We start from the raw sequence: 18,824 nt of genomic DNA, 5'->3' as shown, positions 1-18,824 counted from the left end.
AAAAGTTTCCGGGTACAATACCATGCTGATGAATACAACGGCAGGTATCCTTAACCAGGGTTTTGAAGTAGATGTGAATGCCAATATCATTGATAAGTTGTTCAAGTGGAACGTCAAGGCCAATATGGCCACGCTCCATTCCAAATACTATGGATTGGCACAGGATATCATCGGTACGCACATCATGCGAAATGGAGAAAGTGTCAGTTCTTGGTTTCTGAACGAATTTGCAGGAATCAACAGCCATACAGGCCAACTGTTGTTTTATGCGTATGACAATGCAGGAAACAAGTTTATCGCCGACGACGACAATCCTTCCGCCAGACGTGTAGTAGGCAAAGGAATACCTGCCGCGACAGGGGGAATCAGCAATTCTTGGAGCTACCAAGGTTGGGATCTCTCCACCCTCTTCACCTTCGGTTGGGGACATCAGGTCATGGATGGTAGGAAGTCGTCCAGAATAGGTATAGACGGTCAATCGCTGGACTACAACTTGGACATCAGTCAGCTAGACAGATGGACCCCCGACAATATATATGCCAGCAGCCGTATACGGATCAATGGGCAGTTGTCTCCCGGAGCATCCACGAGATACCTCTATGACGGAGATTATCTCAAACTCAAAAACATCAAACTGGGCTATACCTTTGCACCGAGCACATTCCGCAAATTGCATATCAACAGTGTATCCCTATTTGGACAGGCCGAAAATCTATGGGTATGGACCGATCTAAAAGGATATGATCCAGACCTTCAGATTGATGGAAACATAGGCGCCGCCAAATACCCTACGGCGACCACATTTACCTTTGGACTAAACATGAATTTTTAACTTAAGAAGCTATCAAGATATGAAAAAATTATTCACACTATTAGCCATATGCTTCGTATTCATCCTGTCTTCTTGCAAAGATTTCTTGGACAAGGAATCCTACACGGACTATGATGAGCATATCCTCACCAAACCCGAAGGAATCAAAGCCTTGCTCAATGGTATCTACGATGCTTTTTCGAAAGATACCTACTATGGCCGCAATATGTATGGCTACGAAGGAGCCAAAGGCTTAGACTTCTTTGTACGGGTATCTAGCGGAAATACATTTGAACGTGAAAACCGTTATTCCGAATCTACCCAATCCGCCGGCCAAGCGTCGGGACTGTGGATGACGATATACGGTGCTATCCGTACCTCCACTACCCTATTGGAAAATATCGACAAAACCCAAGGCCTCAGTGCCGACGAAAAAGCAGTCATCAGTGGCGAGGCTAGGGCACTTCGAGCATTGGCCTACTTTGATCTCATGCGATTATTTGCCTATCCGCCTCGGTTTTCTGTACCTGGTGGAGCCGAGTACGACGAACAATATGCACTTGGTCTGCCTATCATCGAAAATATGGATATGGTCAACAATATCTTACAGTACGAGATCCGCAGGAAGACAGCTCAAGAGACCTACACGTACATCGAAGATGAATTTTTAGAAGCTAAAGCGATGCTTTCCGGAAAAAACTCTCCTGCAGGGCACATCAACTACACCGCTGTCTGTGCGCTACTCAGTAGATTGTACCTCTATATGAACCGCTGGGATGATGTGATCTTCATGGGTGAAGAGGCCTTGACGGCCGGACAAGGCACATATAGCTTGATTCCGTACGACAGCTACAAGACCACATACTACAAGGCCAACAATTCCGAAAACATTTGGGAGCTCGTCTACAACCTGACTGACAATCTGGGCAGCAATTCCCTCAATTCATTGGTCAGAAAACCTACGCACAACAATCCGGGTGCTGCTAATGATGGACAGGTATCCCAAAATCTGGGTTATGCAGCCTATGGACTATTTCCTGCCACAGTCAGTTTCTTGAAAAATACCGTGAATGGTGTAGAAGACGTACGGGGTTATCTAGTCTGTGACCTAGGCATTGTCAACAAGGATTACAAAGGATATAGAAAATATGTAGGCGAAGCATATCATTTTGTCTATAACCTTCCGATCATACGATTGCCGGAGATCTATCTAAATCTTGCCGAAGCCTACCTCAGCAGTGATAATGTCGATCTGGTCAACGCAGAAAAATACTACAATTATATTCGGCAAGCACGTGTCAAGGACAGTGGTTTCAATTCGACAGATATCACGACCTGCAAAAACCTGGTCTTGACAGAACGCCGAAGAGAGCTTATGCTCGAAGGACATACGTATTGGGATTACTTCCGCAGAGGACAAACATTACAAAGACCCGAACTCTTGGAAAATGCTAACAAAAGAACAATCGCTTTTGGTGCCGGAAAATCAGGTTCCCGCACACAGGTCATCTATCCTATCCCATTGAATGAACTCGAAGCCAACAAAGCTATTCGGGATCAACAAAACTTTGGATACAGTACCTATAGCGATGTCTACAATACCGAAGAAAATTAAAAAAGAATAAACACAACGTATAAAAACATTAAATAGCAAAAATTATGAAAACCCATTTTTTAAAATTGATGATCCTTTTTCTTTGTGGGCTGACCGTCCTTTCCTGTAAGAAAGAGCATGAGCTGAGCAATGCAGATGAAATCCAATTGGACGATATTTCACTGAATTTCAATAACGGTGCACAATCCCAACTTCTGGAGATTCCAATCAGCGAAAAGAGCAACGGATGGCATATCTATTCGCCTTCACAAGATGTATGGCTCACACACGAGATCATCCCCGGCCGTTCATCGATCTATGTGTACGTAGATGGCAACACATCCGGCGAAGCGAGGTCTTCGTACATCGTCATCCGTAGCAAAAACTATACACAGAAGATCAATGTACATCAAGACAGCGAAGGAGGAATAAACCTGTCACAGACCTATGTACCGGTACGGTACCTCAACTCCACTTCGGTCATCAACATCCTCAATTTTGATGAGCTAACGGATATACAGGTCACGGCAGAAGAGGGAACACAGAGCTGGCTGTCCATCTTCACCGAAAACGAGAAGATCAATCTACATGTCATGATCAACGAACAGACCTCAGCACGGGAAGCCCTCATCACCATTTCGGCCAAAAGAAAGATTTCGGGAGAAACTGTGACTTCATTCATCAACCTCTACCAAGGACGTGGGGGAATGACTCCTTATATCATTGATATTCCGGATTTCAGCGAATCCAATGTATACAAAGTCATGGACGGCAACAAACAAGTCGCACAGATCACAAAAGAATTCCTGAGATCAGTAGGATTGGTCAATGCACAGGCCATCGTGGTCTATCCGGTAGAAAATGATGTGGTTGCACTGAATAAGGGTTATGTGGCACAGATTGTATTGGAAAATACAGATTTGACCGATGCTACATCTACTTATCAAGCACCTACCGGAGCTGTGCACGGAGGTACAGTATCCTTCAATATTGCCGAAAATAAAATATCGGGTTATGTGGTAGGTACCGAAGCCAATCCGGTGACAAAAGTATATATGCCGGGTGATGTCGGTATGGGGCCTGAAGAAGTACCGGGTAGCAAAACGACCACTGTAGAGCCACATCTTATCATTGATGTACGTGGTAGTGAGCACAATGAATATCCTATCGTCAAGATCGGTGCGCAGTATTGGATGGGCAAGAATCTGAATACGGTGTATTATAGAAATGGTAGTCCAATCACTACCAATAGGTTAGACAATCAAGACAGGGTGCCGGAATATTATGTTATCTACGGTTATGTAAACGGTGCATCGACGGCCGATGAGGCCATTGTTAACCGGGCGAGGTATGGCCTTCATTATAATTATTTAGCTATAGGAGGCTTTACTTCCTTATCTGCTGCTGGTCTGAACACTGTTGATCAGGATATTGAAGACAACTTGTCACCAGCCGGGTGGTTGGTTCCTACAGCTCTAGACAGGAATAGTTTAATCAGTTATATTGGCTCGGATACCCGTCTAAGAGGGTTTATGACGTTTAGTGACCCATTGCAAACTGTAGGAACACCAGACGTGCGTCGTGCTGACGACAACATTACTGGTTTCTCTGCCATAAATGCGGGGTATAGAACCACGAATGGTACTTGGTACTCTCAAGCTGGAGACAATGCGGGGAGATTCTGGTGTCGTACGTATAACAATAATTCGGCAAGAGGATATACCACGAGTGGAACGCTAAGTAACGAGCCCATAGCGCGAGCTTTGAGCATCCGAAGCCTCAATGCGACAAGCATCCAAACTTCGGACAATTAAAATTGTAAGTTGCCAAAAGAGAAGCCGTTCCTGAGTTTAGGGCGGCTTCTTTTGTTTTCAACACCTCTACATCAGAAAATTAGGATAATAAGACATTTTTTTGGATATTTATCGCTTCAAGAAAATCAAAAAAAATAAGAAAGACGAAAAATGGGTGAACAATTTGTTAGGCAAGAGATTGGATTTTTAAATAATGTACAGAATCGTTGGCAAGAGTTTCTGTATGTATTGGGAGTTGTCAAACAGTTTATAAAAGGTTTGCGTACCCTACATTTTGTAGGACCATGTGTAACCGTATACGGATCGGCGCGCTTTCAGGAAGATCATCTGTTTTACAAACAAGCACGTCATATTTCGGCAGAGATTGCCAAGCTCGGCCTCACCATCATGACCGGAGGTGGCCCGGGTGTCATGGAAGCCGCAAACCGCGGCGCCAAAGACGTCAACGGCAGATCTGTCGGCTGCAACATTATTCTGCCGCATGAGCAGATGCACAATCCCTATATGGACAAATTCGTGAATATAGACTCCTTTTTTGTCCGCAAGGAGCTGCTACGCAAATATTCGATTGCTTTTGTCATCATGCCCGGAGGTATAGGCACATTGGATGAGTTTTTCGAAACCTATACACTTGTGCAGACCGGAAAGCTAATCAAATACCCAATTGTTGTCATGGACAAACCATACTACATGAATATCCTACAACATCTGGACAAGATGGTCGAAGAAAAAACGATTTCTCCCGAAGACAAGGATTTGGTATTTTTTACGGACAGTTCGGAAGAAGCCGTTGAATATATCAAAAACTTCGTACAAGATTACAACATGCGCGCGAAAGAAAGTCTGAAACCAAGTTGGTGGTTGGGTGAAAAGAGTTTGAAAAGTGCATAGATAAGTGATCTCAAAAAATTGAATAGCGAAAAAACTGTTGTTTTTTCGCTATTTTCTTAAACCTCTACTATCCTTTCGATCCCGATCTGTGCGAGAAATGTTTCATCATGGGAGACAACGAGCAGTGTCCCCTGGTAATCGTTGATGGCACCTGTCAGTATTTCTATATTCTGGATGTCGAGATTGTTGGTTGGTTCATCCAGCACAATGATATCGGGAGACCGCTTGCCGATGCTTAAACAGCACAACATCAGCCGCATTCTTTCCCCACCACTCAAGGCAGTGCAGGGCTTGTCCCAATCGTCTTTGGTAAACAAAAAGCGATTCAGCCTCGTTTTGATCTCATGCTCTTGTAGTGCCATTGTATTGAATGATTCTGCTTGCTCGTAAATATTTAATCTGTTGTTTATCAAAGAATAATCCTGATCGATATAAACCGATTGGCTATCTGTCCGATAGACCGTACCGATTTGTGGGTCCAGATTGCCCAATATCAATTGGATCAATGTCGTTTTGCCCGAACCATTGGCACCTTTTATGGCTATGCGTTCACCACTGACGATTTGCAGGTTGAGGTTTTCGACCCAGAGATATTTTTCAGGATCATAACCAAAGTTGATGTCTTTTGCGATAAAGAGATTTTTACCCTTATGCAGTTTGGGGTGGTCAAATCCAAATTTCATCTGATCAGTTTCCGATTGTGACGAGCGCAAGTCCTGTAACTCCTGATGTATGTTTCCGATTTTTTCGGTATGTACACCTGCGATTTTGGCGGTACTGCGTTCTGCACTGTTTTTCCAGGTATTGGCCACGATCTTCGGAAGACCTGCTTTCCCTACATTCTTTTTTGCACGGGCATCCAACTTTTGTTGCCGTTCTATCGTCTCCCGCTCTTTTTCCTTGGCTTTTTTCAGCGCTTTTTCCTTGCTATGGATATCCTGGGCAAGTGCATGGCGTTCTATTTCTTTTTGTTCGGCATAGAAATCATAACTGCCTCCATAAATCGTCATGCCATTTCTGGTCAATTCGCAAACTTTAGGCAAGAGGTTCAGCAATTTTCTGTCGTGGCTCACGATGATGAGGGTCTGTTTGCTGTGTTGGATAAAGTCATACAAAAGCCTTCTACCCACGCTGTCCAGATGATTACTCGGTTCGTCCAGCAACAGCAGTTCGGGCTGATGAATGGATATACCCGCCAAAAAAACCTTGGTCTTTTGGCCTCCGCTCAACGTTTCCATTTTTTGTGATAGGTCCAAATCATGCAATTGCCAATCCTTCAAGGCTTCCGTACAGCGCTCTTCGATGGTCCAATCGTCGTTGAGCAGATCGTAGCGCTCTTCCGAAACATCTCCGGACAGAATTTGATGGAGGGCGTTCAATTTGATATCGATGCCCAAGGCCTCTCCTACCGTCAGATGATTGTACTGCCCAAAGATCTGTGGAATGTAATACGCTTTGGAAGCCACGCTCAATATGCCTTCCGATGGTTCTAAATCGCCGGCAATAATTTTTAATAAAGTAGATTTTCCTGTGCCATTGTTGCCAATCAATGCGATCTTCTCGTTTGGATTGACGGTCAGGTGGATGTTGCTGAACAGCAGGTCCTTGTTAGGATGTATGTATGATAAATTCTGGATAGTAAGCATAATTTCTTCCTTTTAGGGATTAAACCATCCAACGTACCTTAACCAGGCTCGTTGTTTTCTGAAAGGCTGAAAGAAATTACATGTTACATTTTTGCTTACTATTATTTTATGGTTGGACAAAGGTACACATTTTGGTCATTGTATCCAATAAAACGACGTATCCACCAAAAAGCATTACTTTTGGTGAATAGACAATATCCATATGATCGAAAGAACAATTAAGTCAATCGTCCACCCCTTTCCCATCTAGGATATGTTGATAATATTTTTCGATCCGGGCTTCCCTTGTTTTGGATTGTTTGGCCTGGTTAAAGTAAAATAAATATCCTTTTTGCCGTCCTGGGGTCAAAGCATAAAAGGCTTTGCGCAATGCATCATCCCCGTCCAATACTCGTTGAAATTCATCCGGCACAGGATAGTCCACTACTTTTTTCATTTCTACTTTCTTGCCCGATTTTTCAAGTTCAATCGCTTCTCGGATATAATCCTCTATAACGGATTGTAATTTGAGGATCTGTTCGACATTTGTAAACCGGATCTGCCGGGCAGACTGCACATTTTCCGTCTGCTGTATCAAAATTCCTTTTGGGTCTTTCAATAAAGCACCTTTATGAAACAACAGCGCACAATATTCTTTAAACCCATGGACGAGTACGATGTTTTTTCTCCTAAAGGTATAACATGGGTGCATCCATTTGTAATCTTCTTCCAAGGATTTGTTTTCACGGACGATATCGCGCAACAAGAGGAATTCGTCTTTCCATCGCCTGGCATTTGCAAAAAAGTGATCGGCTTGTGTAGGCATAAAAGCTTGTTTTAGTTTATCTTTAACGTGATTTTTCTATCCGCAGGTCTGAAATACCAGGACAAAACCGTGACGATCAACAATATCAGCGAAGGGACAGCTTCTACAAATTGTTGCCCCGTAGCCAAATGCGAAATGGCCGCTCCAGACATAGCAAAGAAAAATCCGGCATAGGCCCATTCCTTCAATAATGGGAATTTTGGGATCAGAATAGCAATGACCCCTAGGATTTTCCATACTCCAAGAATACTCAAAACATACAAGGGATAACCAAGACTGCTGACTATTTCATTGTAACCGCCTATTTGGAGCATTTGCTGTACTCCCCCTGCTGTCATCCCGATGGAGAGGAAGATGGTTGTAATCCAATAAATAATGCTGTGTCGCTTTTTCATATTTTGTTATTTTAATTTACAAATGACTTCTTCCAACTTATCATGTGCCATATTGAGACCTTGTGCAAAAGGCATTTGCAACAACTGATCTCTGAACGCTACCGATTTGAACACAATCTGCATCGTGAGTTTGCTGGTCTGCTCCGTTAACTGTTCAAACTCCAGATACTCAATTTGGACCGGAAAAGGCGTGTTTTCCATTTCAAATGTCCGTGTGATTCTTTGGTTCGACACAAATTCATGTATGGTTCCATTCGCCCGAAAAACAACGTTCCCATCATGAGATGTTTCAAAAGCATACGAACCATGCTTTTTGTTTTCCATTTTCAGCACTTTTGTGCCCATCCATTGTTCGAACAGCTCGGGCTCTTCATAAGCTTTAAAAAGCAATTCCAGCGGCAAATCAAATTCCCTTGTGATGATGATTTCCTGTCTGCCATCTTCGGCATGGACTTTTGTTTTCTGTTCCATTTTATGTGTTTTTATAATTTTTCATGACAACTTCCAGTTTGTCAAACCGTTCCTCCCACATGGCTCGGAAAGGCTCGATAAAGTCCGCGACTTCTTTCATTTTTTTGGCATTGAGATGATAATAGATCTCCCTGCCGTTTTGTTCCTGCCGGAGCAACTCACATTGGGTAAGAATTTGCAAATGTTTGGAAACAGTCGGTCTTGCGCTGTCAAAGTTTGACGCAATCGCACCTGCTGTCATAGCTTGTGAAGCAACCAACAGAAGGATTGTCCTTCTCGTCGGATCGGCAATAGCCTGAAAAACATCTCGTCTCAAATCCATTATGAAGCCATTTGACTACAAATATAAATGTAGCCATTCGACTACACAAATTTTTTATACGTTTTTTTCCAAAGGTTACATAGACTCAACCGAATTGGTTATCTTTATAGATTATCTAATCTTGATGAAACATGAACACTTTGCTCATTCCGATCGATTTTTCTGAAAATGCCTTGGAAGCAACACAGTATGCCATGGGTCTTTTGCCTTTACTCCATAGCCGCCAGGTTGTTTTCTATCATAGCCATACCGCTAAGGATGATGTTCATGACATTCTTTTAAAAGAGCTCGAAGAAATGGCTCAACAATTTCGTCAAAACGATACAATCGAAATCATCTGTGAAGTAAACCACGAAACCTTGACGGAAGGTATCTCCACTTTGGTAAGACAGCACGGAGTTTCATTGATCATCATGGGGATTACGGGTCGCAACAAGGTTGGCCAAAAACTGATCGGCAGCAATGTCTTTAAAGTTTCGCAAAATATCGATATTCCTGTATTGGTCGTGCCCGCCAAGTCTCCGTTTGTACCGATAGAAAATATAGCGCTTGCATTGCCCATCATACCCGATCTGCCCATCCGTGTGCCCGAAGAGAATATCAAAACTTTCGTCAAAACACTAGGTGCAAACCTAATGGTCGTCAATGTCGGCAGAGAAAACGAGAAGATGTCTAAAGCTGTTTTATACACAGCATTGAAAGACATGTTGGATATGTTTGAAGAGTTGGATCCCTCCTATCATTTTCTCACCAATAGAGACACAGCTAGCAGTGTAATCGATTGTATAAGGGACAACAATGCCCAATTGTTGATTAGTATATCGGGCAAATACGGGTTTCTGGAAGGCATGTTCAAATCCAGTGTCACTCAAAAGTTGGCATATAATTCCATCGTACCTTTATTGATATATCGATCGGGACAATAAATACAATTCGGAAATCAAAATGATGCAGGTATATTTCGGAATAATAACCATTGTTTTATTTATTGTGCTGGTACTTGTCCGCACCCGCAATCTAAAAAAACAAGGTATCGAAGCGATGGAATTTGGCAGAAAAGACAAAAAGGATTTCTTCATACTTCCCTTTGCACTTTTCTATTTTTATATCCTTATAGCCAATGCTTTTCATTTGCCGACTATCAAAGGACAGGCATTGTTTCCATCAGAAGCGGTTTCTTGGATGGGAGCATTGACCTGTTTTATTGCACTTGTGTTTTTTCTATGGACAATGATTTCGTTCAGTAAAAGTTTTCGTGTCGGTTTGGTCGAAAACACTGAACAGGGATTGATTACAACAGGTGCTTTTGCCGTTAGCCGAAATCCTATTTATGTATCTTTCGCTATTATGCTTATCGGACAGTTCTTAATTTTTCCGAGCTGGATATTGCTGATATACATTGTTGTTGCTACTTTAAGATTTCATACGCAGGTATTAAAAGAAGAAAATTTCTTGCAAGAACAATACGGAGAAGCTTTTAATGCCTACTGTAAGAAAGTAAGGCGGTATTTTTAGAGCCTGTTTAAATTTGTATAGTAAAATTTAACGAAGTCACAGCCAAAATTTGCAAGTAGGCAAGGAAGCATAAAAAACGAGACGCTAAAAGCGTTGAGCCCCCATCAATCATTGGAAAGAAAAATGATGATGAAATTATTGGATAAATTTTAAACAGTCCCTAAGTATCTTTACTAAATTTTCTTTGTATATGGAACAACTGGAGCAGATTACAGAATTTAAATCTTCGCCCGAATTAGTCGAAAAACTACAACAGTACAGCATACGAAAAGAGTATAAAGCCGGAAGCATTATCCTGAATGAAAATGCCTCTATCCGTTCTATCCCCATTGTCACGAAAGGAACATTGAAAGTGATCCGAACGGAAGACGACGGCAAGGAAATTTTGCTGTATTATATCAAAGCTGGAGAAAGCTGCATCATGTCTTTTCTGGGTGGCATGCACAATGAAACCAGCAAAGTCAAAGCCGAGGTAGAAGAAGATGCCGAAATACTTTTTCTGCCTATGGATAAAGTAACGTTGTTCATCAAAGAATATCCGCAGTGGCTTGATTATATTTTTCGTTTGTATCACAAACGTTTTGAAGAGCTATTGGAAATTGTCAACGCCATAGCCTTCAAGAAAGTAGATGAACGGTTATTGGATTTACTGTACAAAAAACAGGAACTCACAGGCAATAATACGCTAAATATTACCCACGAACAACTCGCCAACGAACTGGGTACAGCAAGGGCCGTCGTATCACGTCTCTTGAAGCAGTTGGAAGAAAATGGAATGGTCAAACTGGGTAGAAACAAAATCGTGTTGGTGGAGAGTTGAAAGTGGAGAGTTGAAAGTGGAAAATCGTAAAAACACATTTTATGGAAAATGGAATAGCTGATAAAAGTCTAAGGTTTGCTATAAGAACAGTAAAGTTATATCAATATTTGTCTGAACAGAAAAAAGAATTTGTGCTATCAAAACAGTTCCTAAGAAGCGGAACAGCAATTGGAGCTTTGGTTAGAGAAGCTGAACACGCCCAGTCAAAGGCAGATTTCCTTAACAAGATGAACATTGCACTAAAAGAAGCCAATGAAACACTGTATTGGGTTATTTTACTTAGAGAAACCGCCTATTTGTCTGAAGACGAATTTCAATCCATACATAATGATGCTGAAGAGCTTGTAAAAATATTGGTCTCCATAGTAAAAACCACTAAACAAAAACTTAATAGAATTTAGTTGAAAGTTGAGAATGGAGAGTGGAAAACGGTCTGTTTTATCACTTTCAATTTTCAACTCTCCACTCTCAACTCTTATGTGACTAAAGTAGCTGTACAAGATCTTGGATTGATGCAAATTTGCAGTATCAATTCAAACAACTATGGATACAGCAGGATATTTAGCTTCCATTTTTATAGGCATAGCATTAGGTTTAATCGGTGGAGGAGGCAGTATCCTTACCGTTCCGGTATTGGTTTATCTCTTTAACCTAGATGTTGTCTTAGCAACTGCTTACTCTCTTTTTGTCGTCGGTACAACGAGCATTGTCGGTTCATTTTCTTTTTTCAAAAAAGGATTGATCAACATCAAAACCGCAATTGTTTTCGGTATCCCATCCATTATATCCGTCTTTCTCACAAGGGCATATATTGTTCCTGCTATTCCGCAGGAGGTTTTCAGTATTGGAAATTTCACCGTTACCAAGAACATGTTACTGATGTTGCTGTTTGCTGTGCTTATGATCTTCACTTCTTACAGTATGATCAAAAAAGAGAAAGACGTAACGGATGAAGCTCCACAAAAACAGCAGTTCAATTATCCCTTAATTCTTATGGAAGGAATACTTGTCGGCATACTGACAGGACTTGTAGGCGCAGGAGGAGGTTTTTTGATTATCCCAGCATTGGTATTGTTGAGCAAGCTACCCATGAAAGAAGCCGTGGGCACGTCATTGGTCATCATAGCCGCAAAATCATTGATCGGCTTCTTTGGCGAAAGTGGCGAAACGGTTATAGATTGGGTTTTTCTTTCAAAAGTTACCGTCTTTGCTATTATCGGTATTTTCACCGGAATGGGACTTTCCAAACGTATCAATGGAGATAAGCTAAAGCCCGCATTCGGGTGGTTCGTATTGGTCATGGGTATTTATATTGTCCTCAAAGAAACTGTTATCCGATAATCAAAAAAAACAAATATTATGTCACAAACACATTTTTACGAAGTAGACATACAATGGAAAGCAGGAAGGATCGGAAAGCTATCATCACCTGTTTTAGAAAAAACCATTGAATGTGCTACACCACCCGAATTTCCCCATGGTGTTGCGGGAATATGGTCGCCCGAACATCTATTTGTCGCATCGATCAACAGTTGCTATATGGCAACATTTCTGGCCATTGCCTATAACTTTAAAGTAGAAATAGAAGATTTTAGCTGTAAAACGACAGCAAAATTAGAAATGCTGGACGGAAAATACCTGATCACACAGGCGGAAATGTTTCCTACGATCACGTTAACCCATCCCGATAAGGATACAGATAAAGCCCAACGCATCGTTGAAAAAGCAAAAGCGGGGTGCTTGGTCACCAATTCGATGAAAACGGAAATACGGTTGATCCCAAGTATCAGCTAATGTGACCAAAGTAGCAGTACAGGATAAATAAGTAACTGAAATTTGTAATATCAAAAGAATAATTAACGACTAAAAATAAAAGAGTATGTTTTTTCAACACGTTTATGACAAGAGTTTAGCACAGGGCAGCTATGTAATAGGCTGCCAGGCTACGGGCGAAGCCATCGTGATAGATGCCCAACGTGATATAGATGTATATCTCGACATAGCAAAGCAGAACAATCTGCGTATCACACACATTACCGAAACGCACATACACGCAGACTTTCTTTGCGGCTCGAGAGAATTAGCAGCCGTTACAGGAGCAACGATGTATCTTTCGGACGAGGGTGGCGAAGACTGGCAGTATCAGTTCCCGCACAAAGGGCTGAAAGACGGCGATGTGATTAAAGTAGGCAACCTCACATTGGAGGTTGTGCACACGCCCGGACATACGCCCGAAAGCATCAGCTTCTTACTGACCGACCATTCGGCTACGGACAAGCCTGTCATGATATTCACAGGCGATTTTGTCTTTGTGGGTGATATTGGCCGTCCCGATCTGTTAGAAAAAGCCGCAGGGCTTATTGGGACAAAAGAAGTCGGGGCAAAACAGATGTTTCAGTCATTGAAAAAGTTTGCTGCCCTTCCCGAATATGTCCAAATATGGTCTGCACATGGAGCGGGCTCGGCTTGCGGAAAGGCTTTGGGAGCGGTGCACAGTTCTACCGTTGGTTACGAAAAAATCCGAAATTGGGCGTTCCAATATGGCGAAGACGAAAAAGGATTTACCGATTACCTGTTGGCCGATCAACCTGAGCCACCGAAATATTTTGCGATGATGAAGCACCTCAACAAAGTGCCACGTACTTTATTGATTGAAGTTCCGAAGCATCCAAGGCTATCCAAAGAACAGTTTCTCTCTGCCTACGAAAAAGGCATCAAGGTCATCGACACCCGAAATAAGGTAGATTTCGCTAAAGGCTTTATTCCCGGAACACTGAATATTCAGGGCAACAACTCATTTTCTACATGGTGCGGTTGGCTATTGAACTATCAGGAGCAGTTCATATTGGTAGCCGATGACAGCCAGATGGAAGATTTGACCCGTAAGCTGATGCGTATAGGCTTGGATAACATTTACGGCTACATATCAGATGTAAACGATCTGGGCATCGCGTTACAAACAGCGAGCGTAATTTCCTTGGACGAGTTTAAAACCTACATCGGTAAAGATAATGTACAGATAGTTGACGTTCGGGGAGCATCAGAGTATGAAACTGGGCATGTAGAGGGTGCTGATCATATTTTTGTGGGAACCATACAGGACCACTTGGATAAAATCAGTAGGAACAAACAGGTCGTCATTCACTGTCAGGCAGGCGACCGTTCGACTATAGCATATTCTATACTGGCTAAAAACGGTTTTGAAAACGTGAAGAATTTTTCCGGAGGATATGCACAGTGGAAAGTGGAAAGTTGAAAATGGAAAGTACAACATAATCCATAACTTTCAACTATCCACTTTCAATTTTCAACTAAATAAAAATGAAAAATTATTTAAAAAACTGGAACTTTATACGATTATTGCGATTGGCATTGGGTATTTTCATTACTGTGCAGGGTATTATGGCCAAAGAATGGTTGCTCGTAGGATTGGGTGGTTTATTCTCCCTGATGCCGTTGATGAATATAGGTTGTTGCGGTGTATCGGGATGCAATACATCCATCCCGAAAAGCAATAAAAAGATAGAAGATATATCGTATGAAGAAGTTCGTTAAGAAATATCTATTCACAATTATCGGTATATTTGTTGGAGCAACGGCAGGCTATTTGTATTGGAAATTTATCGGGTGCAGTACGGGCGGTTGTGCCATTACTTCCAATCCGGTTAACAGTACCCTGTATGGTGCAGTCATGGGCGGACTTCTATTTTCAACATTTAAAAACAGTGGAGAGAGGAAAATTGAAAGTGGAAAATGAATTTCACTAACTTTCAACTCTCCATTCTCAACTTTCAACTAAATAAATATGACATTTCAGGAAATAATCAGCAGCGATAAACCGGTATTAGTCGATTTTTATGCCGAATGGTGTGGTCCATGCAAAATGATGGCACCGATTTTAGAAGAATTAAAACAGCGCGTAGGTGATCATGCAAGCATCATCAAAATCGATGTGGACAAAAACCCACAGGCAGCAGCAGCCTACCAAGTACGTGGTGTACCTACACTCATCCTGTTTAAAAAAGGGGAAATACGCTGGCGGCAATCCGGTGTATATCCAGCAAATGAACTGGAAAGATTGATCAACGAAAACTTATAATAATGGAGAGTGGAAAATTGAAAGTGGAAAATGAATTTCACTAACTTTCAACTCTCCATTCTCAACTTTCAACTAAATAAAAATGATAGAATTTCTAAAACAACCTTGGCCTTGGTATGTAGCCGGGCCGTTAATAGGGCTTACTGTCCCCCTACTTTTAATCATTGGCAACAAATCATTCGGTATCAGTTCATCGCTTCGGCACATCTGTGCCTCTTGTATACCGGCCAATATTCCATTCTTCAAGTATGACTGGAGAAAAGAAGCATGGAATCTATTTTTTGTATTCGGCATATTTTTAGGCGGAGCAATCACCGTCAACCTATTGTCAAACCCGGTCCCTATTGAAGTCAATCCCAATTTAGCACAGGAGTTAGCGGGATATGGTATCACCAACTATGACAATTTAATTCCCGAAGATATCATCAACTGGCAATCTTTGTTTACGCTAAAAGGTTTTATCCTCATGGTTATTGGCGGTTTTTTGGTAGGCTTCGGTACACGTTATGCCGGAGGTTGTACAAGCGGACATGCCATTATGGGATTGTCCAATTTACAGTTGCCTTCGCTGATTGCCACAGTCTGTTTCATGATCGGAGGCTTCATCATGGCAAACCTCATTTTACCGATTATTCTCTCTTTATAGTTGAAAATTGAAAGTGGAGAATGGAAAGTTATTTAGCACTTTCAATTCTCAACTTTCAACTTTCCGTTAACACAAAATAGAAATGAAAAATATTGACAACAAAAATATAGGGATTGAAGAAAAACTTTCAACTTTCAATTCTCAACTTTCCACTGATAAAGAGCTTCGTGAGCTGGATGCCATGTGCGTGAACGAAAGCAGTTTAGAACACAAATGGTATCATAACCTCAAATACCTGTTGATTGGGATCATGTTCGGTATAGTATTCGTGAAATCGGAAGTAATAAGTTGGTTTCGCATACAGGAAATGTTCCATCTACAATCGTTCCATATGTACGGTATTATCGGAAGTGCAGTCATTACAGGTATGGTTTCCATTTTTCTGATAAAAAAATTCAATATCAAAACCATCTACGGCGAACCCATCAAAATCGCACCTAAAACATTCAACAAAGGACAGATCTATGGTGGTCTGATTTTCGGGTTTGGGTGGGCAATGACAGGAGCTTGCCCCGGTCCGTTGTTTGCACAGATCGGCACTGGCGCTACCGTTGTCGCCGTGACATTATTGAGTGCCATTGCAGGCACTTGGGTATATGGATTGATAAGGGAGAGACTTCCGCATTAAATTACGATTATGTAGCCGATACCGAACAGCTTTTCCGCCTTTTGTAGTCTGTTCCACCCAAAAAAGCCGAACCGTTTAAGCTGTGGTTAGCCAAAGTGGGCAGGAAAAGAATTTCTAACACTGTACAAACAAGAAAAAATCTGGCACTTATCGACAAATTATACCTCAATTCGCCGTTTTTCGGGTTAAAAAGTTATAAGTACAATTTTGTTACTTGCTCACTTACGTAAATAAATCTAATTTAGCATATTGATGAACAGGATCATATTAAATATAGCTATGATTTGTAAACGGTACTTTTTGGTATGCGCTACGACGTTTTTAGTATTGCTCACGTCCTGTGCTGTCAAAAGTAGTCTTAAAAGTCTTGCAGGTATTCCCACAAAAACAGAGCAGGGTTTACCTAAAGCCATACCTAATTTTTCGATAAATACTGTTGAGAAATGTACCGTTAGCTCACTCTCAGATATGCAAATCGTTCAAAAGAGTTTTCTCAATGCGAACGATTTATTGCCCGTGATTATTTTTACGGCAGCCTTTCTTTTTCTACTTAGCTTTGTGCCTGATAAGGCATCATCCCATCCCCTTTATGGAAACTTAAAAATACCCGGTACTTTACCCATATTTTTACGGCACCGAAAACTCATCATTTAATATCCTTTCCACTTCTCTTGTTCTCCTATTGAAACAAGGTGTCAATAGGCAACAATCCTATTGTTTTTAATAATTCATAAGAGTTTCCACATCTCACCTTAGAAACAGTTTAGATTTAGCAAAACTGAGCAAATTGTCATGTTGAGGCCTGCCGAAACATCTGTACACTATATCCTAACAGATGCTTCCTATCGTCAGCATGACAAAAGAATGCTTTGAATGATGTTTTTAAACAGTCCCTTAGGTGAGAGGCTCGGTTTCATTTTAAAATAATCTAAGGTCGCTTTGTTCGGCCTTTCCAAAAATTGTACAGTAATATGATAAAGCATATTAGGACAACCGCGGTATGGTGGTTATCCATTGTTGCCGTGTTTCCACTATATGCACAGCAGCAACAAGAAAATACTTTGGGCAGTCTGTGGTCTAAAGTCGAGGAAAACTATGTGGGTATCGGTGCGAAAACGGCTTCCGTTGATGCCGCCAAGCTCCATGAACGAGCTGTAAAAAGCAATATGCTGCCACAGGTAAAAGCACAGGCACAGAATACCTACGGAACCTACGAGGGAAGTGCCGGAGCATTCTTTCCGCAGGCAGGTTTCTTTAACGTGAGCGGTTCCACCGCAGGATTGGGCGGCAGTTCCACAACTGCCAATACCTTTGGTTCTGCTCTTGTGGAATGGGAGCTCTTTTCTTTCGGAAAACAGCAGAAGCAGAACGAAGCCGCCAGAGCATTATATAATAAATCGGTAAGCGATAAAGATGCCTATCTGCTCAATCTGAAAAAGCTATTGTCCGAACGGTACATTATCCTTTTATATAACGATGCCAAACTGGATTGGACGGAGAAAAATGCCGAACGCCTGAACGATATTCGCAAAATAACCTCGGGCCTGTCCGCATCGGGATTACGACCTGCGGCAGACAGCTTGCTCGCATCATCATCGTATGTTCAGGCGATGGGCGAATACGATAAATGGAGCGGTTTAAAAAACGCTTCGCTTATCAAGTTGCTGGAACTGTACGGCGATGGAGCCATTGATTATACGACTTCTGCCGGGCGGTTCGGCAATCCTTCGTCAATGGACTTAGACAGCGAAAGCATCCTAAGCCCCTCGCACCCTATTTTAAATGCGCTGGATGAGCAATCCGATTATTATATGCGGAGCGGTCAGGCACAAAAAAGGGCTTCCTTGCCGTCCATTGATATTTTGGGGGGCTATGCACATCGTGGTACGGGGATCGGCCCGAAAGGAACGGTATCGGGTGCTTGGAAAGACGGCTTTAGCAACACCACCAATAATTTTTTGGCAGGTATCGGCATTACGTGGAATATCACAAGCCTGCACACCAACCGGCTGAAAGGCGAACAACTGTTTAAAGAAGCGGAAAGCACCAAATTATTGCATTCGCAGTATGAACAGGCAATGCAGGCGGATTTGTCAGCCTCGCAGACCAAAATCCTGCAACAATACGAGCAGTTACAAAAGACGAAACTTGCCGTACAGCAGTCGCAGGATGCGTACAATATGTACCTCGCGAGGTACAAGAGCGGTCTGATTACGTTGAGCGAACTGTTGCAGATACGCATTTTGCTCGAACAGGCGGAAAACGCCCATATCGAGGCTTCCCGTGATTATTGGCTGTTGCTCGCTTACGAGGCAGAGCTTACTGCCGATTTCGATTTTTTGTTTAACAACCTTTAATTAATCGTAT

General features: G+C 42.0%; 22 protein-coding genes. 17 read left to right on the top strand and 5 right to left on the bottom strand.

Translation table 11 applies throughout. From position 1 onward, the window contains the following. From G5B00_RS14910 to G5B00_RS14895, 4 genes are all read left to right on the top strand, one after another. Positions 1-832, top strand: an 832-nt coding sequence (locus tag G5B00_RS14910) for a hypothetical protein (protein WP_205966439.1), incomplete at its 5' end; no start/stop codon positions are given. Between the two features lie 19 nt (positions 833-851). Beyond that, positions 852-2,426 carry a RagB/SusD family nutrient uptake outer membrane protein gene (locus tag G5B00_RS14905; protein ID WP_163877141.1) on the top strand — a complete coding sequence of 525 codons (1,575 nt, stop codon included), beginning with the start codon at positions 852-854 and terminating at the stop codon, positions 2,424-2,426. Between the two features lie 44 nt (positions 2,427-2,470). Next, positions 2,471-4,219 (top strand): FISUMP domain-containing protein, encoded by a 1,749-nt coding sequence (locus G5B00_RS14900; protein WP_163877138.1) that lies wholly within the window; start codon positions 2,471-2,473, stop codon positions 4,217-4,219. Positions 4,220-4,369: 150 nt separating this feature from the next. Continuing rightward, on the top strand, positions 4,370-5,110 hold the full coding sequence (locus G5B00_RS14895; protein WP_163877135.1) for a TIGR00730 family Rossman fold protein: 741 nt from the start codon (positions 4,370-4,372) through the stop codon (positions 5,108-5,110). Positions 5,111-5,166: 56 nt separating this feature from the next. Here the strand turns inward: G5B00_RS14895 and abc-f are convergent, their stop codons facing one another. The 5 genes from abc-f to G5B00_RS14870 all read right to left on the bottom strand — a co-directional run bounded on the left by abc-f (position 5,167) and on the right by G5B00_RS14870 (position 8,749). After that, positions 5,167-6,756, bottom strand: coding sequence for a ribosomal protection-like ABC-F family protein (gene abc-f, locus G5B00_RS14890; protein ID WP_163877132.1), 1,590 nt, complete (start codon positions 6,754-6,756; stop codon positions 5,167-5,169). 223 nt (positions 6,757-6,979) lie between these two features. Continuing rightward, complete coding sequence (locus G5B00_RS14885; protein WP_163877129.1) at positions 6,980-7,561, bottom strand: YdeI/OmpD-associated family protein; 582 nt, start codon at positions 7,559-7,561, stop codon at positions 6,980-6,982. Positions 7,562-7,572: 11 nt separating this feature from the next. Further along, positions 7,573-7,956: a DoxX family protein gene (locus G5B00_RS14880; RefSeq protein WP_163877126.1), complete on the bottom strand. Its 384-nt coding sequence runs from the start codon at positions 7,954-7,956 to the stop codon at positions 7,573-7,575. Positions 7,957-7,962: 6 nt separating this feature from the next. Then, positions 7,963-8,427 carry an SRPBCC domain-containing protein gene (locus tag G5B00_RS14875; RefSeq protein WP_163877123.1) on the bottom strand — a complete coding sequence of 155 codons (465 nt, stop codon included), beginning with the start codon at positions 8,425-8,427 and terminating at the stop codon, positions 7,963-7,965. A gap of 1 nt (position 8,428) precedes the next feature. Further along, positions 8,429-8,749, bottom strand: a complete 321-nt coding sequence (locus G5B00_RS14870) for a metalloregulator ArsR/SmtB family transcription factor (RefSeq protein WP_163877120.1) — start codon at positions 8,747-8,749, stop codon at positions 8,429-8,431. Between the two features lie 131 nt (positions 8,750-8,880). On the opposite strand from G5B00_RS14870, the gene G5B00_RS14865 reads away from it, so the two are divergent. From G5B00_RS14865 to G5B00_RS14805, 13 genes are all read left to right on the top strand, one after another. Further along, positions 8,881-9,675 (top strand): universal stress protein, encoded by a 795-nt coding sequence (locus G5B00_RS14865; RefSeq protein ID WP_163877117.1) that lies wholly within the window; start codon positions 8,881-8,883, stop codon positions 9,673-9,675. 19 nt (positions 9,676-9,694) lie between these two features. Next, entirely contained in the window at positions 9,695-10,264 is a 570-nt protein-coding gene (locus G5B00_RS14860; protein WP_205966438.1) for a methyltransferase family protein, read from the top strand. A 190-nt stretch (positions 10,265-10,454) separates the two neighbouring features. Continuing rightward, positions 10,455-11,084 carry a Crp/Fnr family transcriptional regulator gene (locus G5B00_RS14855; protein WP_163877114.1) on the top strand — a complete coding sequence of 210 codons (630 nt, stop codon included), beginning with the start codon at positions 10,455-10,457 and terminating at the stop codon, positions 11,082-11,084. Between the two features lie 41 nt (positions 11,085-11,125). Beyond that, positions 11,126-11,485 carry a four helix bundle protein gene (locus G5B00_RS14850; RefSeq protein WP_163877110.1) on the top strand — a complete coding sequence of 120 codons (360 nt, stop codon included), beginning with the start codon at positions 11,126-11,128 and terminating at the stop codon, positions 11,483-11,485. 142 nt (positions 11,486-11,627) lie between these two features. Further along, positions 11,628-12,425, top strand: coding sequence for a sulfite exporter TauE/SafE family protein (locus G5B00_RS14845; protein ID WP_163877107.1), 798 nt, complete (start codon positions 11,628-11,630; stop codon positions 12,423-12,425). 18 nt (positions 12,426-12,443) lie between these two features. Continuing rightward, a complete protein-coding gene (locus G5B00_RS14840; protein WP_163877104.1) occupies positions 12,444-12,878 on the top strand; it encodes an OsmC family protein in 435 nt (144 codons plus the stop codon). A gap of 85 nt (positions 12,879-12,963) precedes the next feature. Beyond that, on the top strand, positions 12,964-14,340 hold the full coding sequence (locus G5B00_RS14835) for an MBL fold metallo-hydrolase (protein ID WP_163877101.1): 1,377 nt from the start codon (positions 12,964-12,966) through the stop codon (positions 14,338-14,340). Between the two features lie 65 nt (positions 14,341-14,405). Then, on the top strand, positions 14,406-14,639 hold the full coding sequence (locus G5B00_RS14830) for a hypothetical protein (RefSeq protein WP_163877098.1): 234 nt from the start codon (positions 14,406-14,408) through the stop codon (positions 14,637-14,639). Next, positions 14,623-14,841 carry a DUF6132 family protein gene (locus tag G5B00_RS14825; protein ID WP_163877095.1) on the top strand — a complete coding sequence of 73 codons (219 nt, stop codon included), beginning with the start codon at positions 14,623-14,625 and terminating at the stop codon, positions 14,839-14,841. Before G5B00_RS14830 ends, G5B00_RS14825 begins: the two co-directional genes overlap by 17 nt. A gap of 48 nt (positions 14,842-14,889) precedes the next feature. Further along, positions 14,890-15,183: a thioredoxin gene (gene trxA / locus G5B00_RS14820; protein WP_163877092.1), complete on the top strand. Its 294-nt coding sequence runs from the start codon at positions 14,890-14,892 to the stop codon at positions 15,181-15,183. A gap of 82 nt (positions 15,184-15,265) precedes the next feature. Continuing rightward, entirely contained in the window at positions 15,266-15,829 is a 564-nt protein-coding gene (locus G5B00_RS14815; RefSeq protein ID WP_163877089.1) for a YeeE/YedE family protein, read from the top strand. A gap of 181 nt (positions 15,830-16,010) precedes the next feature. Further along, complete coding sequence (locus G5B00_RS14810; protein ID WP_205966440.1) at positions 16,011-16,457, top strand: DUF6691 family protein; 447 nt, start codon at positions 16,011-16,013, stop codon at positions 16,455-16,457. A gap of 971 nt (positions 16,458-17,428) precedes the next feature. Continuing rightward, on the top strand, positions 17,429-18,814 hold the full coding sequence (locus G5B00_RS14805) for a TolC family protein (protein ID WP_163877082.1): 1,386 nt from the start codon (positions 17,429-17,431) through the stop codon (positions 18,812-18,814). Positions 18,815-18,824 lie beyond the last annotated feature (10 nt).

Origin of the sequence: Parapedobacter sp. SGR-10 (genome assembly GCF_011030405.1) — a bacterium.
In the GTDB taxonomy this organism is placed as follows: domain Bacteria; phylum Bacteroidota; class Bacteroidia; order Sphingobacteriales; family Sphingobacteriaceae; genus Sphingobacterium.
Note: the sequence above shows the minus strand (reverse complement) of the source record. Positions and strands in the feature narration are given on the sequence as shown.

What these genes read in the sequence shown, in the direction of transcription:
- G5B00_RS14815 (WP_163877089.1), top strand. Translation starts at nt 15,266, where the DNA reads ATGATAGAATTTCTAAAACAACCTTGGCCTTGGTATGTAGCCGGGCCG.
- G5B00_RS14860 (WP_205966438.1), top strand. Translation starts at nt 9,695, where the DNA reads ATGATGCAGGTATATTTCGGAATAATAACCATTGTTTTATTTATTGTG.
- G5B00_RS14830 (WP_163877098.1), top strand. Translation starts at nt 14,406, where the DNA reads ATGAAAAATTATTTAAAAAACTGGAACTTTATACGATTATTGCGATTG.
- G5B00_RS14810 (WP_205966440.1), top strand. Translation starts at nt 16,011, where the DNA reads ATGTGCGTGAACGAAAGCAGTTTAGAACACAAATGGTATCATAACCTC.
- G5B00_RS14865 (WP_163877117.1), top strand. Translation starts at nt 8,881, where the DNA reads ATGAACACTTTGCTCATTCCGATCGATTTTTCTGAAAATGCCTTGGAA.
- G5B00_RS14900 (WP_163877138.1), top strand. Translation starts at nt 2,471, where the DNA reads ATGAAAACCCATTTTTTAAAATTGATGATCCTTTTTCTTTGTGGGCTG.
- G5B00_RS14805 (WP_163877082.1), top strand. Translation starts at nt 17,429, where the DNA reads ATGATAAAGCATATTAGGACAACCGCGGTATGGTGGTTATCCATTGTT.
- G5B00_RS14875 (WP_163877123.1), bottom strand. Translation starts at nt 8,427, where the DNA reads ATGGAACAGAAAACAAAAGTCCATGCCGAAGATGGCAGACAGGAAATC.
- G5B00_RS14880 (WP_163877126.1), bottom strand. Translation starts at nt 7,956, where the DNA reads ATGAAAAAGCGACACAGCATTATTTATTGGATTACAACCATCTTCCTC.
- G5B00_RS14845 (WP_163877107.1), top strand. Translation starts at nt 11,628, where the DNA reads ATGGATACAGCAGGATATTTAGCTTCCATTTTTATAGGCATAGCATTA.
- G5B00_RS14825 (WP_163877095.1), top strand. Translation starts at nt 14,623, where the DNA reads ATGAAGAAGTTCGTTAAGAAATATCTATTCACAATTATCGGTATATTT.
- abc-f (WP_163877132.1), bottom strand. Translation starts at nt 6,756, where the DNA reads ATGCTTACTATCCAGAATTTATCATACATACATCCTAACAAGGACCTG.
- G5B00_RS14840 (WP_163877104.1), top strand. Translation starts at nt 12,444, where the DNA reads ATGTCACAAACACATTTTTACGAAGTAGACATACAATGGAAAGCAGGA.
- G5B00_RS14905 (WP_163877141.1), top strand. Translation starts at nt 852, where the DNA reads ATGAAAAAATTATTCACACTATTAGCCATATGCTTCGTATTCATCCTG.
- G5B00_RS14835 (WP_163877101.1), top strand. Translation starts at nt 12,964, where the DNA reads ATGTTTTTTCAACACGTTTATGACAAGAGTTTAGCACAGGGCAGCTAT.
- G5B00_RS14855 (WP_163877114.1), top strand. Translation starts at nt 10,455, where the DNA reads ATGGAACAACTGGAGCAGATTACAGAATTTAAATCTTCGCCCGAATTA.
- G5B00_RS14885 (WP_163877129.1), bottom strand. Translation starts at nt 7,561, where the DNA reads ATGCCTACACAAGCCGATCACTTTTTTGCAAATGCCAGGCGATGGAAA.
- G5B00_RS14850 (WP_163877110.1), top strand. Translation starts at nt 11,126, where the DNA reads ATGGAAAATGGAATAGCTGATAAAAGTCTAAGGTTTGCTATAAGAACA.
- trxA (WP_163877092.1), top strand. Translation starts at nt 14,890, where the DNA reads ATGACATTTCAGGAAATAATCAGCAGCGATAAACCGGTATTAGTCGAT.
- G5B00_RS14870 (WP_163877120.1), bottom strand. Translation starts at nt 8,749, where the DNA reads ATGGATTTGAGACGAGATGTTTTTCAGGCTATTGCCGATCCGACGAGA.
- G5B00_RS14895 (WP_163877135.1), top strand. Translation starts at nt 4,370, where the DNA reads ATGGGTGAACAATTTGTTAGGCAAGAGATTGGATTTTTAAATAATGTA.